The following is a 17631-nucleotide window of genomic DNA, read 5'->3' as shown; positions in this document are numbered from 1 at the left end:
TCCAGACATGACGAAGCCCCGGGCCGGACGGCACGGGGCAGGGGGCAATGGATGGGTCAGCTGAGGGCAGCCCAGAAGGCGATGATGCTGGAGGCCGTGCGGTTCGCGAGCGTGCCGGACGCGGGCAGCGAGGTCTGCGCGGTCCAGCCCGTACCGCCGGAGGTGTAGCGGGCGTTCGCCGCGGTCAGCCCCATGTTCACCTGTCCCGCGTTGCCTGAGCCCCGCGAGACGGTGATGCCCGTCGTGCCGTTGCACACGACGGCTACGTAGTACGTGCCCGGGTAGACCTCGACCGGCGCCGTCAGCGCCATCGTCTTCGCGCCGCTGCTCGCCCATGCCGTGGCCTGATCAGCAGTCACCGCGATCCGGGTACCGGCGGTGTTGTAGATCCCGGCGAAGCACTGCCCGGCCGTCAGGCCGGCGCCCGCGGTCGACAGGTACAGGTGGATGTTCGACAGGGTGGTGCGCTCGCGTACGCGCAGGGCTGCCATGTAGACCGTGCCGGGCGCGAGCACGGACACGTCGATGGTGTTGCACGGGTCGAACGTCCAGGCCAACAGGCCTTGGTCGCTGGGAAGGACGAGCCCCACGCCAGGGTCGGCGACCGGGTAGCGCAGCAGCCCGGTCGCGATGGTGCCGCCGTCGTTGAAGGTGGTGATCTCGCGGAGCACGGTGTGCGTCGACTTGCTGAAGGTGACCGTGCCGCCGTTGTTCTCGACCCGGATGTCCTGGAATCGGTTCGGCACGTTCGAGGTGTTGTTGTTGTCCTCGATCAGCTTCAAGGTCTGCCCGGCCGGGACGTTGACCCACTTCGCGGAGAACACGTTGCCGTACGCGTTGCTGCCGCAGACGAACGCCTTGTTGCCGGTGACGAGGTCGTTGTCGCACGTTACGTAGTTGAGGTCGAAGTGATTCGACTCGCCGTTCGCGACGTTGACCAGCGTGGCGAACTGCTCCAGGTTCGTACCCCAAAAGCGCTGGCTCGCCCCGCCGCTCGCGCCGTCGATCAAGATGCCTGTGCAGTTGGGGCCGTTGGCCCCGGCCTCGACCATGCTGAAGTTGTTCTGATTCATGTTGTTCGACGGGCTGCTGACGTGGATGGCCACGCCGCCGTCGCCGACGATCTCGATGAACATCCTGCTGAACACGCAGTCGCCCGCGTTCTGCACAGTCGAGTCGTTGAGGAGCCTGATCCCGTTCCGCGTCCCCTCGATCTCGATGTTCTCGAAGACGCTCCGGAAGGGCATGGACAGGTCCATCGCCCAACCGGTGTACGTCGGCTCGTAGAACCCGTAGACCCGCAGGTTGCGGAACGAGGAGTCCCAGAAGCTGCGGGTATCCGTGGTCGTGACCGCCGTCGACACGATGCCCGTCGTCGAGCCCTGCACCTCGATGCCGAAGTGGGCCAGGTGGCACTGCGCCCAGTTCGTCAGGACGATCGCGGCCTGGGTGTTGATGGCCGGCCGAATCACGGTGGCGTGCTCACCGCAGCCGACCAGGCTGACGGTCAGCGGGTTGTCCTCGTTCGCGGTGCCCGCGACCGTGACGGGAGCGGTCGTGTTGAACCTGCCGACCGACAGCATCACGATGCCGCCGCCGTCGTTCTGCGCGTCGGCGATCGCCTGCTGGATCTGCACCTGGTCCGCGGTGCCGTCGCACACGTACGCGGCTGCGGACCGTACGTCGGCCGGGGCCGTCGCCGAGGCGACGACGCGGATCAGCTTGGTGTACGCGGCGGGGCCGCCGCCCCCGCCGCCCCCGCCGCCGCGGGCCTCGATCCACGCGCGGGACTCCCCGCCCGCCTCCACCCACATTCCGGTGATCCCGTCCGGGCCCTTGAAGGTGGGGAGTTGCCCGAACTCATCGGCCGTCACCTTGTCCACAGGCGTGCCGACTGCGTCGAGCAGGTCGGTGTACTGGGTGCCCGCATCCGGGCTGCTCCAGAACGTCACAACGGCTCCGGCCGCGACGCCCCAAAGCCCGTCGGACGGACGGACCACGAAGTCGGCCATGCCCGCGCCGAAGTCGCTACGTGCCATGTCAGCCCACCACCCAACTGACGCTCGCGGGGAGCACGCTGTCGTTGACCCCGATCACGGGCTTCTGTGTGATCCACACCTGGCCCGCGCGCTCGTTGTTCGCGGGGTAGATGGTGACCCTTCCGATCTGGGCGCCGGAGATGTACGCCATGGCGTAGACGTTCCGGTTCGGGTGCCGGTACTTCGACGGGATCAGCACCGGCAGACGTGCGTCCGTCGTTGCCCCGAGCGCTGACCCCTTCCGGTCCCACGTGCCCAGCCGCAGAAAGACAGTGCCGTTCACCATCTCCAGCGAGGACTCCACAGTGATCGCCCACGCTGCCAGGGGCGAGTCGCACGAGACGCTGCCGGAGCTCTCGTTGAGGCTGCTCCAGCTGCTGCCCGTCCACAGGATCAGGCGGCCCGTGTCCGTCTCATATCCGAGCTCGCCGCGGTCCGGCGCCGGGTTCCGCGTGCTGGCTGTGCACGGTCGGCAGCGGCTTCCTACGTACATCTCCGCGCGGGCCACGCTCACCGACGAGGCGCCGTTCAGCACGGTCACATTGGCGAGCGGGATCTCGTACGTGCCACTGTCGCCGGTCTGCTGCGTCAGCGCCGGCGCCCCTCCGCCGGGGGTACCCGCCTTGATGACGGCGCGCACCGTCCACGTGGCGCGGTCGAGGCGCAGCACCACCCGATCCACACGGGTGCTCCCGCTCGTGTTGGCGCCGACGGCCAGGTTGACCGTGGTGCCACCGGAGTACCAGGCATGTCCGCGTACGCTCGCGCGGGCCTCGGCGCGGATGTTCACGGACAGACCACCGCCCGCGGATACGACAGCGGTTCCAGTCGGGTCGCCGTCCACCCCGTCGTCACTGAAACGACTGGCGATCTTCTCGTACTCCGCGTCGGTCACGTTGCGGGAGTTGTACGCGGGGGACGGCCAGGAGTTCTGCGCCATCTATCGAGCCTCCAGTCGTCCGAGTCTGCGGGCCAGGTCGCGCACCGTGCGCACCGTGGCCGTGGTCGTGGATCTGTCCGAGGAACCGATGACCGACGTCACCAGCTCGCCCTCGTTCGGTGTCGCTTCGAGCCGGATCGTCTGCACCAGGTCGACGACCTCCAGGCCCGTCGGCAGGACGACGGACGCTTTGTCGCCGAGCCAGTAGTCCCGCCCCGCCTTCAGGTCCTCCGTGTCGACGGTGAGCGTCTCCAGCGACGCCTGCGGGTTGTCGTCGCCGAGCTCGCGCGTCCCGGCCTGCGTCAGCTCCGCCGGGGCGACGGTGCCGGTCATTTCGACGAGGCGCTCGACTCGGTACCAGTCGGCCGCGTGCCCGGAGACGACCTCGACGTATGCGCGCTCGTTCGCGGGCTGGCCCTCGGCCGGCTGATCGGCCGGGTCGTTGCCGCCCTGTACAAGCTCGGACGTGCCGGTCGGCGCGGACATGGTGAAGGCCACCCGGCGCAGGTTGCCGAGCCCCTTCGAGAAGCGCACGGTGTCGGTCAGGTCCTGCGGCTGGTACACCTCGAACTGGATCTGGTTGCCCACCTGACGGGTGCGGAAGCCGAGCCCGTCGGTCGCGGCCGCGGTACGGCAGGCGTCGAGCAGCGGCTCGAACCGCGTGCCGATCGAGATCGTGCTGCCGGCCGTCGTCGCGCCGCCGAGCACCAGGTGCTCGATCCGCCGCACGGCCAAGGCGCCTGGCCCGCAGTTCTCATTGACCAGCGTGCGGATCGCAGCACCGGCATTCACTGAGGTCAGCTGTCGCTTCAGGTTGGCCGTGGCCGTCTGCGTCGCGAACGTCTTGCTGGGCTCCGGGTAGGTGAGATACCCGGCGACGCGTGCGAGATCGTCCGAGAACTTGGCCGTGACCGTGCCGGTACCGGCGTCGGCCTCCAGGTCCCACGAGAACTGCTGTGGCTCCTCGAAGGGGCCCGCGCACCAGATCTCCCCGTCCCGGATGACGACCAGCCGTCCGCCGGGCTGGAGCAGCTGCTCGACGGCCGACGTCGCCGGTAGGGTCACCGACCCGGACGCCGGTTGGTTGAAATTCAGGTCGACGGCGAGCTTGGTCCACCCCGCGAGCGGGTCGCCAGACGGGACCAGATTCCGGTCCGTGACCAGCAGTTGGATCGCCACAGCCCCCCCCTCACGCAGTCTCGTACCGAGGGTTGAAAGTCATGTCGACCGCCGACCCGGCTCCAGCGCCCGCGAGCTGAAACGTGACCGGCGTCGAGCCGGGCGGCAGCGACCACAGGTCAGCCTCTGGCCAGTTGAGGCCACCGATCCCGTTGGTCCCGTCGTGGAATCGCACCCGAGGCGGGTCAGTCGAGATGACGACGGTCTGTCCCGCCAGGAGCGCGCCGTGAGGGGTCGCGGTCGCATCCAGTGCGAACGCATCGCCCGTGTCCTCCCGGGTGAACGTGATCGAGGTAGCAGGGCCGGTGATGGTCCAGGTCGGCCACACCTCGACGTCGCCGGCGTTCTCCACGGTCGTCGCCCCCAGGACCTGGCCCGACGAGATCGACGGGTACGGCACCAGGAAGTCCTCGGGGGCCTCGCTCCCGTGCTCGCGGTGAACCGCGACCGGGACCGTGTCCACCCAGTACGGGTCCTCGCACCACAGCGTCACGACGGCGGAGTCCCACGTGATGCCGGTCGCTCGCTGCCCGCGCCCGTCCCACCCCTCCTGGTAGTACACCGGGATGCGGCGCACGCTGCCCGACGGGCGGGCTACCTCCAGGAGGCCGGGCCCCTCGCGCAGAGTCCGCGTGAACGCCCGTGCCAGGGAACGCCAGTTGCCCGTGAAGACGTTGTGGTCAGCGCCCTTCACCAGCACCGGCCACACGATGGTGCGTGGCTGCGCCTGCACATGCCGCAGCCGCGCACCGCCCCGCGGGTGCGGGTCCGACGTCAGCACGTACGTCGCAGCACCAAGGCCCGACACGCCCTCAGCGAGCGCGAACCAGTCGGCCGTCAGATCTGTCATCGGCCACCGGGTGCCCGTCGGATCGATGTACGTGATCGTCGCATACCCGACCTCGGGCACCTCGACTGGCGGTTGCCCGCCCCCCGGCTCCTCCGGATCGATGACCTGGGGTGCTGCGATGACGGGCATCTACCGGGGCCTCCCCACGCGCTGCCGCGCCTCTTCCTGCCGCTGGATCAGCCGCAGATCGTGAGCGTCGATGACGGACGCGCGCGGGTAGACGTTGTACGTGACCGGCTGCCGCTCGTCCGCGGTCGCCCGGCTGGCCGGCGCTGCTGCTGCTCGACCAGGAGCAGCAGCCCGCCCGGAGCGTGGCAGCTCCAGCTCCCCAGCGTTGATCGCGTCCATCGCCTTGATGCCGTACTTCGCGACCGACGCGGCCTTGATCATGTACTCGCCGGTCGACCCCCACATCAGGATCGAGTCCGACGTCGGCGTCCCCGGCCCCCGCAGCAGCCCGCCCCCGGGATACCCCGGGATCGGGCCGCCCGACGCGCGACGGATCAGCCCGCCGTCGCGCTTCTTGCCGAGGTTCGCGGCCTGCCGACGCAGCGCGTCGGCCGTAGTCGACGGCGCCGACCCGATCGTCTGGAACACCGACCGGTACGTCACCGTCACCGTGGCACTCGCCGACTTCCCGTCGAACGATCGCAGGCGCCCCTCAGCGTCAGCGATCTTCCGCTTCAGGTCGGAGATCTCAGCTCGTACCCCGGCCTTGCGTGAGTCGGGAACGCTCTTGAGCCGCTTCTGGGCGTCGGCCAGCTTCGCCTTCAGGTCGTCGAGGTTGCCCCGGAGTTTCGCGGTCTTGTCCGGGGTCTTCAGGATCTGGTCGGCCAGCGCTTTCGCCTGGCCACGGGTCAGCCCCATCTGCATCGCGTTGGCGATCAGCTGCTTACGGCCCCGCTCGTAGATCCCGTTGACCGTCGACCACGACGCCCCCGACTCACGGGCCGCCCCGGCAGCCTCGTCGGTCTTGGCCGCAAGATCGTTCAGGGCCGACGCGGCGGTACGCGACCTCTCGGAGTTGAGGACCAGGCGCCCGTTGTGCATGTCGAGGGCGCCGACGTTCTCACGCGCTGCCTTGGCGGACGCATCGATCGCAGCCTCGAAGCCGATCATCCCGCCCAGCGAGCTGCGATTCACCTCGTTCAACGCGACGATGCTCTGCCGCAGCCCATCCGCCGAAGCCTTCTGGGCATCGAGCTTGGTCTTCACCTCCAAGGCCTGCTGCCCGAACAGCCCCATACTCTGGGCGGCCAACTGCTGTTCCAGGGCCTGGCCCGCCAGCGCGCTCTTGTAGTCGTCCAGCTGGCCGCGAACCTGCGCCGAGGTCCACCCCTGCCGCTCCAGGTTCGTGACGATCTGATCCAGGGCCGACGCCGCAAGGTCCGCGTGCCCCGAGGACACCATCCCGGCCAGCGCCTCGTCGAGCCCGTTGAACGCCTCCTTCGCGTTCTTCACCGGGGTCGAGTCCATGCCGATGAACGAGGTCAGGAACTGGTCGACCTTCTCGTAGTTGCTCGGCTTGACCAGGGTGCCGAGCGCGTCACCGAGCCCCGACAGATCCTTGCCGTACGCGCGGACCGCCTCGCCGGAAAGCTTGCCCCCCTGCCCCAACCGGGTCAGAGACGTCGTCAGCTTGTCGACGTCCGGCGGCGCCTTCTCACTGCGCGACGCCAGCTCGGAGATCCCGATGAGCAGCAGCCCGATCCCGGTGCCGGCCATCGCCAGCTTCGCGGTCCTCGACAGAGCCATGATCGCGGCGCGGGCTGCGGCGAGCCTCCCGGGGGCGGCGGCCGCCGCGACGTTCATGATGCCGAGCTGAAGGCCCAGCGCCCGCATGGCCGTACCCGCGGCGGCGGCGCCGACCGCAGCCAGCTTGACCGCCTTGATCGCGATCGCCAGTTGAAGCATCGTCGCGATCGCGCCGGGCGGGACCGCGGACACGATGCCGGACAGCGCATTGATCACGTCGAGCATGCCGACGCCCACATCGGAGCTGGCCTGCAACACGTTGATGAGCGCCTGGCCCAGGTTCTCCAACGTGTCCCACACGGCGGGCCCGTTGGCCCGCGCGTAGTCGAGGAAGGACGAGATGCCACCGCCGACCTGGCCCGTGTCGGCCTTCGCCAGGAACTGGTTGAGCTTGCTGACGGCGTTCGTCATCGTGCGGTCGGCGAAGGTGGTGAACCTCGAGTTGAGGGCGTCGAACCCCGGAGTAGAGATCGCGCCGCCGACCATGGTGATCAGCCGGTCGAACTGCGCCGACGCGTTCCTGACGAGACCGGACGTCTTGGGCAACAGGGCATTGGCGACCGCCACACCCTTGGTGAACGGGCCCATCACGTCGCCGCTGAGACTGTCCGACCAGGACTGGAAGTTGTCCTTCAGCAGGCCGACAGCGACCGCAGCGGTACGGGTAGCCGGGGGCAGCTTAGCGAGCTGCTGCTGGTACTCGACCTGGGCCTCGACCGCCTTCGCCGACGTCGCACCGGACGTCTTGACGGCGTCCCGGTACTTGTCCTGTGCCGTGACAGCCTCGCCGATCGCCGCGATCTGCGGCTTCAGGGCGAGCCCGTAGGCGGCGGCCGACACAGCGACCGCGCCGAACTGTCCGGCCAGCTGCGCCGTCACGCCGACCAGCGCAGCCCCCGCCGGCACTGCGGCCGGGGCGAGGCTGATGAGGTTCGCCTTCAGCGCCTCGCCCAGTTTCCCGGCCGCCTCGGACACCGAGGTGAACGAGTTCCGGCTGCCGGACATGGAGCGGTCCAGGCGCCGATGGGCGTCCGCGGTTGAGACGAGGTTGCCTTGCAGATCCCGCAGGCTGCCGTTGGCGTCGCTGGTCAGCCCGGCCAGCCGCAGCCGTAGCCGGTCCGCCGAGTCACCGGTCCCGTTGAGAACTCGGGACAGTTCATCGCGGCCGGTGAGGGTGAAGGCGAGACGCTCGGACACCGGCACCTCCCCTCACGGGCGCGCGGTCAGCGCGCGGTGATGTGCCGGTTGATCCAGCTCACCGCCGACTCAAGATCGGTGGCTGTCAGCTGGTGGATCTCCCACGGGCGAATGTGCAGGTAGTGCGCGAGCAGCCACCGGTATTCGTCGATCAGCCCTCGGAGATTGGGGCGTTGACCAAGTGGTCTTTTCCCAGCGCGTTGAGCGCGGCGGTCACGTCGTCCTTGTCGTGAGCGAGCTTGCGCAGGTGCGGCAGCATCTCGTCGATCGCGCTGTCCTCGTTCTTGGCGAGGGCTTCGGCCATGAGGGATTCCAGGACGTCGTCGATCTCGGCCCGTTCGATCCTGACGCTGAGCCGGCGTCGCCAGCCCGCCAGGTCGAACTCGTCGAACTTCAGGGTCTTGTCCGCGCGCCGGCGGAACGCCCACAGAACCGCGCGCATCGCGGTCGGGTCCTGCCCGCGCAGCTGGTCCTCGATGTGACGCCAGGGAACGTCGCCCATGGCCTCCTCGACCGCGGCCGCCTCGATGGCGGACAGGTCGTCGGTCGTGACCTGCTCCACGGAGCCATCGTCGTGCCGGTAAGAAACGATCATGTGGGGTGTCTCTTCCTACTCCAGGTCGCGGCGCACATCGCCCACGATCCGCTGAATCTCTCGCTGCATCCGCGGCGTCCCGGCCCGCACCGTGCGCGACCACCAGCCAGCCGGCCGCGCCCACTGGGTCGCCCACTTCCGCCTGTTGCCGAACACCGGGTGCCGCAGACGGCCGTCCTCGATCTGCCACGGCACGTTGCCCGCCTTGGGCTCCAGCCGTGACTTGTCCATCCACACCCGCGCACCCGGCGACGAGCCCTGGCGGACACTGATCCGCACACCGCCCGCGAGCATCGTCCGGAAGGGCCGCCGAGTCGGCGAAGGGCCCCCACGACTCCCCGCCTTGCGGCCCTCGCTCGCGAGCGGCTGCGTACGGATCCTCTGCTGAAGGTCCCGGTGCAACGGCTCGGCAGCGCGCCGGATCCGACGGGCCATGTTGCGTTGCAACCGAGGCCCGCCCGCCGCACGCATGCGACGGGCCAGCGTGAGCAACTGCCCCGTGCCCAGGAGCTGCACAGACCCCGGCACGGTTACGTCGCTGCCGGGATCGTGACGTTCTCGGCAGGCTCCGACGTGATCGCGAACTGACACATGATCTGGGCCGCGTTGTCGAGCTCTCGGACCTTGGCCTGCGAGGTGACGGTCACCGGGTAGACGTCCATGGACTGAGTCGGAACGTCGCCCTCGTCCATCCACACCACGAACCCGTCTGCCTCGCGAACGAGGAGCGTCCGGACGTCCTCGCCGTTCTTCGACGCCCAGAAGGTGAGCGACGAGTCCGACGCCGTGATCTCACCGCCGACGACGGGAGTGAACCGCGAGCCGAGTGCTGCGGTCGGCACCGTCTCCGATGTGGTCTGCCAACCGTCCATCGCGCCGGTCTCGGCCTCAAGCGCGGTGCCCGCGTTGAGCTCGGCCCGGGTCGGGTTGTTCTTGTTCGCGATCGTCGGCACCCACAGCACCCTCGTCACGCCCCGGCGGTAGTACCGGGTCGACGCCTGGATCGGAGTTGCTGGCATGGTCAGTCTCCCTTCTCGCGCCGACGGCCCTGTGCCGCGGTCGCCTCAACGGGCTGGTCCTCTACGACCTGCCAGCCCGCTCGCTCGTACGACGGCACAGAGATCTCGTGCACCGTGATGTTCTGGTCAGGCAAGGTCGGATGCTTCATCAGCACCATGCGGATCTCCTTACGTGAAGGCGCGGCCGGCCAGGGTCAGCAGCAGCCGGGCTTGCGCGCCCTGAGGCGTCTGGTCCTGCACCAACTGCGTCGCCTCGATCGCGGCCTCCAGCGAGGACAGTCCGAGGCTCGGGTTCTCGCGCAGCCAGGCCTCGACCCGGGCGCCGATCTCGTACGCGCGACGTCGCGCCTCGCGAACGTCGGTGTCACCCCGGTTGGCGATCGCCGCGACAGTCACCTGCCACTGCTCCTCGCGGCCGCCGCCGAGGTCGGCCCAACCGCCCACCGTCTGCGCTGCCGTGAAATCGCCGTTCGGGTCGCCGTCGAACCCCACGATCAGCCAGTCCATCGCCGCGTCCTCGGTCACCTCCGGACCGTCCGACACGCGTACGTCCTTCAGGCTGGTGTCGGCCTCGCCGAGCTGCACCAGGCGCTCGATGACCTCGGGTACTCGGGAACCCATCTACGCCACTCCAGGGGGAAGTCGGCCCGGCTCCAGCAGCTGGAGCGCACGGTTCGGGACGGCGTAGCCGAGTCCGGGGATCGGCTCGGTCACGCTGTAGTCCTCGCCCCCGCCGGCTAGCCCGCCGCGACTCGGCCGCTGCGTGCGCCAGAGGTGCTCGAGGATGATGCGGGCGCCCGCGGTGATGTTCGTGTCGACGACGCGGCGCCCGGCGGTGTACGTGAACCGCAGCGGTCCGCGCAGCAGGCCCCCGTCATGACGGGCGATGACGCCCGTCACCAGGTCGACGACCAGGTCCTGGACCGCGTACGAGGCAGCTCCCGCGCCGATCGCCTCCACGGCCGTCAACTCGATGACGGGCGTCTGCCGGAGCACCAGCGCCGTGGCCTGTCGGTCGTGGTGCTCCTCGACGACCTGGCGGACGACGACGGGGCCGACGAAGAACTCCACTGCCCGGGTGGCAGCTTCGCTCCAGAACCGGATCTCGTCGTCGTCCCGCGAGCTCGCGATGTTGAGGTGCTGCTTCGCGTCGGCCAGCGACAGGATCGCGGTCGGCGTCGATGGGCGAACATCGAACGTATCGCTGTACGCGTGTGCCGGGCTGGTGAACTGCCAGCGCACGGTGTGCCGTCCAGGCAGGGTGGTGACGTAGTCGGCCTGATAGGTACCGGCGGGCGTCGTCGCCTCGGTGACGGGCGTCGCGAGCGTCCCATCCGGGCGGGTCACCGTCACGCTCGCGCTGGCTGCGGTGGCGAGGGTACCGCCGGGGTCTCGGCACTCCGCGGTCAGGCGCGCGGTCGCGCCGAGGTCGTACGGCACCTCGCTACTCCTTCTTCGTGCTCGGCTTCCGCGCCGACGTCTTCGCGGGCGGGGTCACGGAGCGGCGCTCGCCCGGCTCGGCCGTAGCCGCTTCCACGACGCTCGGCGCCCGCACCGTGGGCTCCAGCTCCGCGAAAAGGTGGCCGTGCGATCGCAGGATCTCGGCGTCGTCCTCGACCAGCTGGCCGGCGGTGTACGCGACCGGGGCGTTGTCGCGCCAGATCGTGAAGGACTCCTTGCAACGCTTCATGGTCAGGCTCCTCAGCTGTGCGCGATCGGGGTGCGGCGGGGGAAGGCGCGCACGATGACGGCGCCGAACGTGCCGCCCGTCGTCGCGCCGGTCGTGGTGACGGAGGGCCGCAGGTAGCGCTTCGAGCCGGTGTAGCCCAGCTCCCACACACCGTCGTCGTCGGTGGCGGTGAGGGTCGGCGCCGCACCCTGGAGGTCGGCGGCCGCGACCGTGGACCAGGCGGATCCGTTGTCGGACTCCTGAAGGATCACGGCGTGCGAGCCGTCCGTGATGGTCCCCGAGTAGACGATCAGCATCGCCGAGCGCGACGCGTCCTTGTTCTCGTGCAGGTCGATGGTCGTGCCGTTGGCGGTACCGTTCGTACGCACCGCGAGCGCGAGCGTCAGCTTGGCCCGCGCCACGTTGTAGAGGCTCTGCCTCATGGAGTGACTCCCTGGAGATGCCGACGGCCGGAGAACCCGCTGGGGCCTCCGGCCGAAGTGCGGGCGGATCAGGTGACGTTGAGCATCCGGAACGCGCCGTCGTTCACCGAGTCGGCGCCGACCCGGTAGTACGCGTACCAACCGCGCTGCCCGGTCGGCCGACGGTTGGCACCGACGAGGTGCGGGATGAACTCGATGGACATGCCGATGCGGTCGGCGATGACGTAGTTGTCCCAGTCGCCGTACACCGCAACGTAGTTCTCCGCTGCGGCCGTCACCGTGCCGTCCATGTCCTCCGCCTCCAGGGCGCGGCGGCCCATGAGCAGCGGGGGAACGTCGGCGCCGATGCGCTCCCACAGGTTCGTTCCGCCCGAGGCGTCGAACTGGCGGATCGCGTTGTAGATGCCGCGGTTGGCCAGCCACGCAGCGTTCGGCCGGTAGCGGCCCGGCAGGGCGGTGTCGACCTTGTAGACGTCGCTGGAGGCGAACGTGTCCGTGGTCGTCGAGGTGACGATCGAGCTGGTACCGGTCAGGGCGGTGACGATCCCGGTCGGCTGGCCGACGCCCGTGCCGTTGACGAGGGCCGCGGCCTCCAGCGTGTCCTTGCCGAACGCCAGAAGCTTGCCGACCTCGGTCGTGATGTTGTCGGCGTCGTCCATCGCCTCGATCGAGATCGGGACGAAGCCGTCGGCCTTGTGGACCGGGACCGAGGGCGAGCCGAAGGACGGCGCGTTGTCCCCGGCCTCGGACGCCTCGGACGCCCAGCGCCAGGTCACAGCGCCCGCAGAGACGCCGTTCCAGACATCACCGGTCGCGACGACCTGACGGGCTACCTGACGGATCTGGTTGATCGACCCGTTCGCCGTGATGATGACGGTCGGGTCGAGCTGGAACGGGACCAGGTAGCCGCCCTGGTTGTCCGTCAGGGACAGCGCGCGCTCCAGGGCATGCTGCTCGTCGGGCGTGACCATGTGGCTCTTGCCGCGGGCGAGCTTGGACCAGGCGCGCATGTACTCCGGCGAGGACGTCGCCAGGCACATGCGGGCGATGGTGCCGCGCTTGTCGTCCCAGGCCTCGATGATGTCCGTCGCCGTGGACCGGATGCGGTCGTTGGCGCCGGCCATCTTCTCGATGGCGCACAGTGCGCGGGCGCGCAGCTCCTGGCCCAGGTCTTCGGGGGACCGGTTGAAGGTGCGCATCTCGCCGAGGTCCCACGGGTTGCGGAACCGGCGGTCCTCGACGCTGTCCGGGTTGAGGATCGGGTCCAGGTCGTACGAGCCACCTGAGCCGTGTGCCGTGCCGCGCTCGACGGCGAGAGCGGCCGGGGCGCGGTCGGTCGTCTGCGTGGCGGCGCGCACCCGCTCCAGCGCGGAGCGGCGCTCCAGCTGGCGGCGGTGGTCGTCGACATCGGCGAACTCTCGGGTGAGCTCGTCGAAGGTCTGCTCGTCCTCGGAGGTGAGCTCGTCGCGCGCCTCCAGGGATTCGAGCTGGGCGCGGATGTCCTTGAGGCGGATGACCGCCTGGCCGTGCGAGAGCTGAAGTGCCTTCGGCATCAGCGGTTCTCCTTGGTGTCGATGGACGCCAGTACGCCGTCCATCAGCGCGCCGATCTCGGCGAGCTGCGGGCGCATGCGTGCTGTGCGGGGGGATGGCGACGGGTGCCCATCGGCGGGCGGCGCGTCGGTGCTGCTGGGGGTGGGCGGGTGCTCGTCGAGCGGCGCGCCCTGGGTGCGTTCGGCGGTCGGGTGCTCATCGAGGAGCGGCGCGGCCGCGGGGCTATCGGGGTCGGTCTGTCGGTACAGGAGTGCGGCCGCGACCTCGCGGCGGAGCTCCGGATCGTCGGGCACCTGCGGCATGGCGGCGTCGCGGGCCAGAGACCGGCGAAGGGCCTGCGCCGCGCGGCCGTCAGCGGCCAAGCCGTCGGCGACGTCGCGGGCCCGTACGGACACGCTCGTACCGCCGTACGCGGGGAACACGACCGGCCCGAGCTCGCGCATGCGGACCTCGACGAGCTCGCGCTGGAGCGGCCCTCGGTCGCCCGGCATCCACAGCAGGTCGGGGACTTCTTCGGGCTTCAGCCGCTTCCCGGCCGCGTCGCGCCACTCCTCGCGGACGACCTCGAACCGGAACGACATCCCGGTCACGGAGCCCTCGGCGATCGCGTCACGGACCGGCTGCATCAGCCAGTTGTCGGAGATCCGGCCCTCGATCCACAGGCCCTGCTCGTCCTCGCGCAGGTCGGCGATCGAGCCGATCGGGATCGAGCCGATCAGCGGATGCCGGCCGTGGTCGAACTGCATGACCGGGGCCTGCTCGCGGATCGTCTTCCGGAACGCGCCGCGGCGGATCGTCTCGGTGAACGAGCCCTCCCACGAATTGATCTCCGTGGGTTCGCCGAACACCGCGGCGTAGCCGGACAGGGTGCGGCCGTCGCCGTCGTCCTGGCCGTCGTCGGCGCGCTGGATTAGGAACGGGGCGGAGCGCTCCAGCTCCCGCACCGCTGTATTCAGGGTGGGCATCAGGAACCCTCCTCGTCGGGTGGGGCGGCGGGAAGTGCAGCCGGGCCCGTCTGTCCGGGCTTCTGGAGCTGCACGGAGAACAGGCCGGTGTGCACCAGCAGGGACCAGTCCGAGGACGTCACTGCGGCAGTCACGGACTCCGGGGTGTATCCGGCGTCGACCAGGGCGCGGATCGTGCGGGACTCGACGCCTTGGATCTCGGCGGCGTCACGGGCGTCCTCCCGCAGGAACGGGACGTGTCGGGCGTCGTACCAGAGCCGCACAGCGCCGGAGGTGCCGCCGCCGGGCGGTGTCACCAGCGGAGCGAACGAGCCGGCCGCGTTCTGCCACAGCGGATGGATCGTGCCGTCCGCGAACCGGCGGCGGGCCTGCCCGTAGTTCGAGTACGTCGCGGCCTGGAGGCCCTCGGACAGACCGACGATGATCGGCGGGACGCCGGCGGCCGCCGCGATTCTCGTCTCGCCGGCGCCCTGCACCTTGGCGAAGTCGAGCTGCTTAAAGTCGGAGCCGACTACGGTGACGTCCGCGCCGCCGCCCAGGTACAGGGTTTTGTACGCGTTCTCGACGCCTCGGTGCGAACTCTCCATCTTGGCCTTGAACTTGGCGAACCCCTCGGGGCTGACCTCGCGGGCGAGGCGCACGACCATGTTCGGCGTCGCCGCGTTCTCCAGGAACTTGGCCTTGTGCCGGGCCATCAGCCCGTCGTTCTGCGTCTCGCGGATCACCGGCGTCAGCCACGACATGCCGCGGTAGGTGGCGAGCGGATCGGGCACCGGGGCGAAGTGCGCGACCTCGTCGGCGAGCAGCGGCACCGGCTGCTCGCCTGGCTCCTGGTAGACGAAGCCGAGCTTGCGCCAGCCGAGGTTCCCGCCCCGGAACGTCCTGCGCTCCAGGACGATGTACGTCCAGTCGGGGCGCAGCCGTACGAGCTCGTCGCCGTCTCGCGTCCAGTAGCTGTTGCCCGCCAGGTCGCCGTCCTGGATCACGCGGGCGAGCAGGTCCTGCGTTGTCCCGCCCATCCACGGCGTCTCCAGCAGGCGCAGCTCCGGCGTACCGAACATCTGTGACGGCGAACCCTGGTTGAGGCGCTGCCACGTGAACCGCGGCGCGGAGAACACGAACTGGCGCGCCGTCATGCACGCCCAGATCACCGGGTTCGTGGCGAAGAGCTGGGCATAGCCGGGGAGGTCGCCAGGCGCCTTCTCCGCAGCCTGGCCGGGCTGCGTCTGCGTGACGCCCAGGGCCGACAGCCCGCCGTACCCGAGCGCCTGCTGAAGGGCGACGACGTAGTCGTCGATCGTGCTGATGTCCCGCTGCTGCTCGACAGAGCCGCGTACGGACCGCCAGAGATTCGTCACGGGCCACCCCCGTCATGACGGGCGTCAACGTCCGTCAGCAGCAGGCAGTAGGCCACGAGCAGTACGCCGCCAACGACCAGGCCCACCGCCAGGCCGAGCCCGAGGCCGGCGCCCGCAGCCGTCATCGCCCCGCCCGTCATGACGCCCGTGCGAGCCCACACGGCACGGGTCAGTCGAAGTCGGCCCACGGCTCGACCTCCTCGTCCTCGATCTCGATCTCGGCCTCCAGGCCCCATTTCGCGTTTGTCACGCCCACCAGCGGGGTGATGTCCACGCCGACGCTTCGCCGGGCCCACGCCCAGGCGTCGCCGAGGTCGCGCTTCCTTGCGCCCGCAAGCGCCGTGGCGAGCGGGGCCTGCCCGAGGTGCGCGACCTGGCCGCCCACGACGGCGTCGTAGAACTGGCCGCAGGCCTGCGCGTACTGACGCGCTTTGATCGGCGCGATCGGCGCCGCCAGCTTCGGTTCCTCGCCGTCGTCCTGGTCCTCGTCGGTGTCGTCCAGGTCCTCGCCCTCGGGCAGCAAGGCACGCTGCAACGCCCGCTTGATGGCGGGCAGCAGGGAACCGGCTGGGGACGCCTCGTCGATGACCCAGCAGCGAGGCCCCCACTTCCGCGTCAGCGCCTCGACCCGGGCCTCGACCCACGCGGTACCGGGCCGGTTGTCGACGACCTCCAGGTGCACGCCCCCACCGGTCGCGGGGCCCGCTACGCAGATGCTCGTGTGGCTGCGCTCCGGCGTGACGTCGATGGCGAACGCCACGGGGTCCTGAGGCGCGCTGTCGCCGTCCTCCAGGGCATCCCAGGCGTCCCGCCCGATGACCGCCCAGTTGTCGCCCTCGGCCGCCGGGTAGTCACCGACACCGAGCCGCTCGCGGGCGTAGATCTCGGGGCTCATCGTGGCCCGTTCACGCTCGGTGTGCTCGAGGCTGAGGCGGTAGCCGAGCGCGGGGTTCGCGCGCGCCACGGACGCCGGCGAGGCCGGGTCGTCGTGGTCGGTGCACCCGGCCGTGCACTCCCGCACGTGCGGGTTGATGGACCACTCCAGATAGGCCAGCGACGGGTCAGGTACGCCCGCCTCGATGGCGGCGAGCGCGCGGCGGCGAAGGCGCGCCAGCTGGGCGCTCAGCACACCGATACCGGCGCTGCCCAAGTACCAGACCTGAGGGTTCTCGACGGCGGCCATGGTCGGCATGAGCGCGCCCATCGCGTCGTCTCCGAGGATCATGTCCTCGTCGAGCACGATCGTGTTGCCCGTGAACCCGCGGCCCGAGCCGCCGGAGCGGGCGAGGAAGCGGAGCCGCTGCCCACTCAGCAGCTCGATCGCTTCCTCGCCCGTCGTGCGTCGCACACGTGCGACGCGTTTCCGCAGGTGGTCGCTGTTCACGATCAGCGACTCGATCCTGCGGAAAGCCTCAATGGCGGTCTTGAACTCGTGAGCGCTGTGGATGATCAGCTGCTCGCCGAGCAGGAAGAGGCCGGCCAGCTCGCGGGCTTCGATGAGCGCGCCCTTCCCGTTCTGCCGGGCGACGTTCACCGCGACCTCGAACGCCGACCAGGAGCCGTCGGGCTTCTCGCCGAGACCGACGTCCAGGACGTGCTTCTGCCACGGGTCCAGGACGAGGCCGGCGGACGCGGCGAGCTCCGCGGCCTCCTGGCCTGAGCTGGAGACGTACGGCGGGACGGTCTCGATCCGGGGCCGCTGCTCGCCGTACACCGGCTCAGGCACCGCGGCGCTTCTTCCGCTGCTTCGTCAGCTCGTCGACCGGATCGGCGGCCGCAGCCTTCGGCGGTGCGACTTTGCGCAGCTCCAGCATCGTCGCGCGGAGCTCGCGGGCGACGACGGCCGCCGAGGTCGGGGCCTCGCACTCGTCGAGCTGTCGGGCGAGCGTGAGGGCGATCTCGGCGAGACCGGGCGCGATCTGCGTGACGCCGAGCGCTTCGATCTCTGCGAGCGTCTTCGGCTCGTTCATGATCACCCCCGAATGTGACAGAGCGTCAGGAGGGATGCAGTGTGACCGACGAGGTGGCCCGCTAAATCGCTGGAGCTGACTTCAGCGGATTAGCGACCA

Annotated in this window: 19 protein-coding genes; all 19 read right to left on the bottom strand. The window is 69.9% G+C overall.

Annotation, left to right across the window (positions count from 1 at the left end):
* Window positions 1-56: 56 nt before the first annotated feature.
* The 19 genes from AB0L37_RS01770 to AB0L37_RS01680 all read right to left on the bottom strand — a co-directional run bounded on the left by AB0L37_RS01770 (window position 57) and on the right by AB0L37_RS01680 (window position 17532).
* Window positions 57-2039, bottom strand: coding sequence for a hypothetical protein (locus tag AB0L37_RS01770; protein WP_365498465.1), 1983 nt, complete (start codon window positions 2037-2039; stop codon window positions 57-59).
* Window position 2040: 1 nt separating this feature from the next.
* A complete protein-coding gene (locus AB0L37_RS01765; RefSeq protein WP_365498462.1) occupies window positions 2041-2979 on the bottom strand; it encodes a hypothetical protein in 939 nt (312 codons plus the stop codon).
* A complete protein-coding gene (locus tag AB0L37_RS01760) occupies window positions 2980-4158 on the bottom strand; it encodes a siphovirus ReqiPepy6 Gp37-like family protein (RefSeq protein WP_365498459.1) in 1179 nt (392 codons plus the stop codon).
* A 10-nt stretch (window positions 4159-4168) separates the two neighbouring features.
* Complete coding sequence (locus tag AB0L37_RS01755; protein ID WP_365498456.1) at window positions 4169-5137, bottom strand: phage tail protein; 969 nt, start codon at window positions 5135-5137, stop codon at window positions 4169-4171.
* Window positions 5138-7960, bottom strand: coding sequence for a hypothetical protein (locus AB0L37_RS01750; RefSeq protein WP_365498453.1), 2823 nt, complete (start codon window positions 7958-7960; stop codon window positions 5138-5140).
* Window positions 7961-8111: 151 nt separating this feature from the next.
* The gene (locus tag AB0L37_RS01745; protein ID WP_365498450.1) at window positions 8112-8555 is read right to left on the bottom strand and encodes a hypothetical protein; all 444 of its coding nucleotides are present in this window, start codon (window positions 8553-8555) and stop codon (window positions 8112-8114) included.
* Between the two features lie 15 nt (window positions 8556-8570).
* Window positions 8571-8786 carry a hypothetical protein gene (locus tag AB0L37_RS01740; RefSeq protein WP_365498447.1) on the bottom strand — a complete coding sequence of 72 codons (216 nt, stop codon included), beginning with the start codon at window positions 8784-8786 and terminating at the stop codon, window positions 8571-8573.
* 299 nt (window positions 8787-9085) lie between these two features.
* The gene (locus AB0L37_RS01735) at window positions 9086-9574 is read right to left on the bottom strand and encodes a hypothetical protein (RefSeq protein WP_365498444.1); all 489 of its coding nucleotides are present in this window, start codon (window positions 9572-9574) and stop codon (window positions 9086-9088) included.
* A 2-nt stretch (window positions 9575-9576) separates the two neighbouring features.
* Window positions 9577-9732 (bottom strand): hypothetical protein, encoded by a 156-nt coding sequence (locus AB0L37_RS01730; RefSeq protein WP_365498441.1) that lies wholly within the window; start codon window positions 9730-9732, stop codon window positions 9577-9579.
* Window positions 9733-9742: 10 nt separating this feature from the next.
* Window positions 9743-10195 (bottom strand): hypothetical protein, encoded by a 453-nt coding sequence (locus AB0L37_RS01725; RefSeq protein WP_365498438.1) that lies wholly within the window; start codon window positions 10193-10195, stop codon window positions 9743-9745.
* Window positions 10196-11014, bottom strand: coding sequence for a hypothetical protein (locus AB0L37_RS01720; protein WP_365498435.1), 819 nt, complete (start codon window positions 11012-11014; stop codon window positions 10196-10198).
* A 4-nt stretch (window positions 11015-11018) separates the two neighbouring features.
* Window positions 11019-11264 (bottom strand): hypothetical protein, encoded by a 246-nt coding sequence (locus tag AB0L37_RS01715; RefSeq protein WP_365498432.1) that lies wholly within the window; start codon window positions 11262-11264, stop codon window positions 11019-11021.
* 11 nt (window positions 11265-11275) lie between these two features.
* Complete coding sequence (locus AB0L37_RS01710) at window positions 11276-11686, bottom strand: hypothetical protein (RefSeq protein ID WP_365498429.1); 411 nt, start codon at window positions 11684-11686, stop codon at window positions 11276-11278.
* Window positions 11687-11754: 68 nt separating this feature from the next.
* The gene (locus AB0L37_RS01705) at window positions 11755-13239 is read right to left on the bottom strand and encodes a phage major capsid protein (protein ID WP_365498426.1); all 1485 of its coding nucleotides are present in this window, start codon (window positions 13237-13239) and stop codon (window positions 11755-11757) included.
* Window positions 13239-14204, bottom strand: a complete 966-nt coding sequence (locus AB0L37_RS01700; protein ID WP_365498423.1) for an HK97 family phage prohead protease — start codon at window positions 14202-14204, stop codon at window positions 13239-13241. The genes AB0L37_RS01705 and AB0L37_RS01700 overlap by 1 nt, the downstream gene beginning before the upstream one ends.
* Entirely contained in the window at window positions 14204-15562 is a 1359-nt protein-coding gene (locus tag AB0L37_RS01695) for a phage portal protein (protein WP_365498420.1), read from the bottom strand. Before AB0L37_RS01695 ends, AB0L37_RS01700 begins: the two co-directional genes overlap by 1 nt.
* Complete coding sequence (locus AB0L37_RS01690; RefSeq protein ID WP_365498417.1) at window positions 15559-15750, bottom strand: hypothetical protein; 192 nt, start codon at window positions 15748-15750, stop codon at window positions 15559-15561. The genes AB0L37_RS01695 and AB0L37_RS01690 overlap by 4 nt, the downstream gene beginning before the upstream one ends.
* Window positions 15732-17288: a terminase gene (locus AB0L37_RS01685; RefSeq protein ID WP_365498414.1), complete on the bottom strand. Its 1557-nt coding sequence runs from the start codon at window positions 17286-17288 to the stop codon at window positions 15732-15734. Before AB0L37_RS01685 ends, AB0L37_RS01690 begins: the two co-directional genes overlap by 19 nt.
* Window positions 17281-17532, bottom strand: coding sequence for a hypothetical protein (locus AB0L37_RS01680; protein ID WP_365498411.1), 252 nt, complete (start codon window positions 17530-17532; stop codon window positions 17281-17283). The genes AB0L37_RS01685 and AB0L37_RS01680 overlap by 8 nt, the downstream gene beginning before the upstream one ends.
* Window positions 17533-17631: the final 99 nt, after the last annotated feature.

The sequence above is a fragment of the Streptomyces sp. NPDC052225 genome, from assembly GCF_040679615.1.
GTDB lineage: Bacteria > Actinomycetota > Actinomycetes > Streptomycetales > Streptomycetaceae > Streptomyces.
The sequence above is the reverse complement of the archived record's forward strand: the minus strand, read 5'-3'. Positions and strand labels throughout refer to the sequence as shown.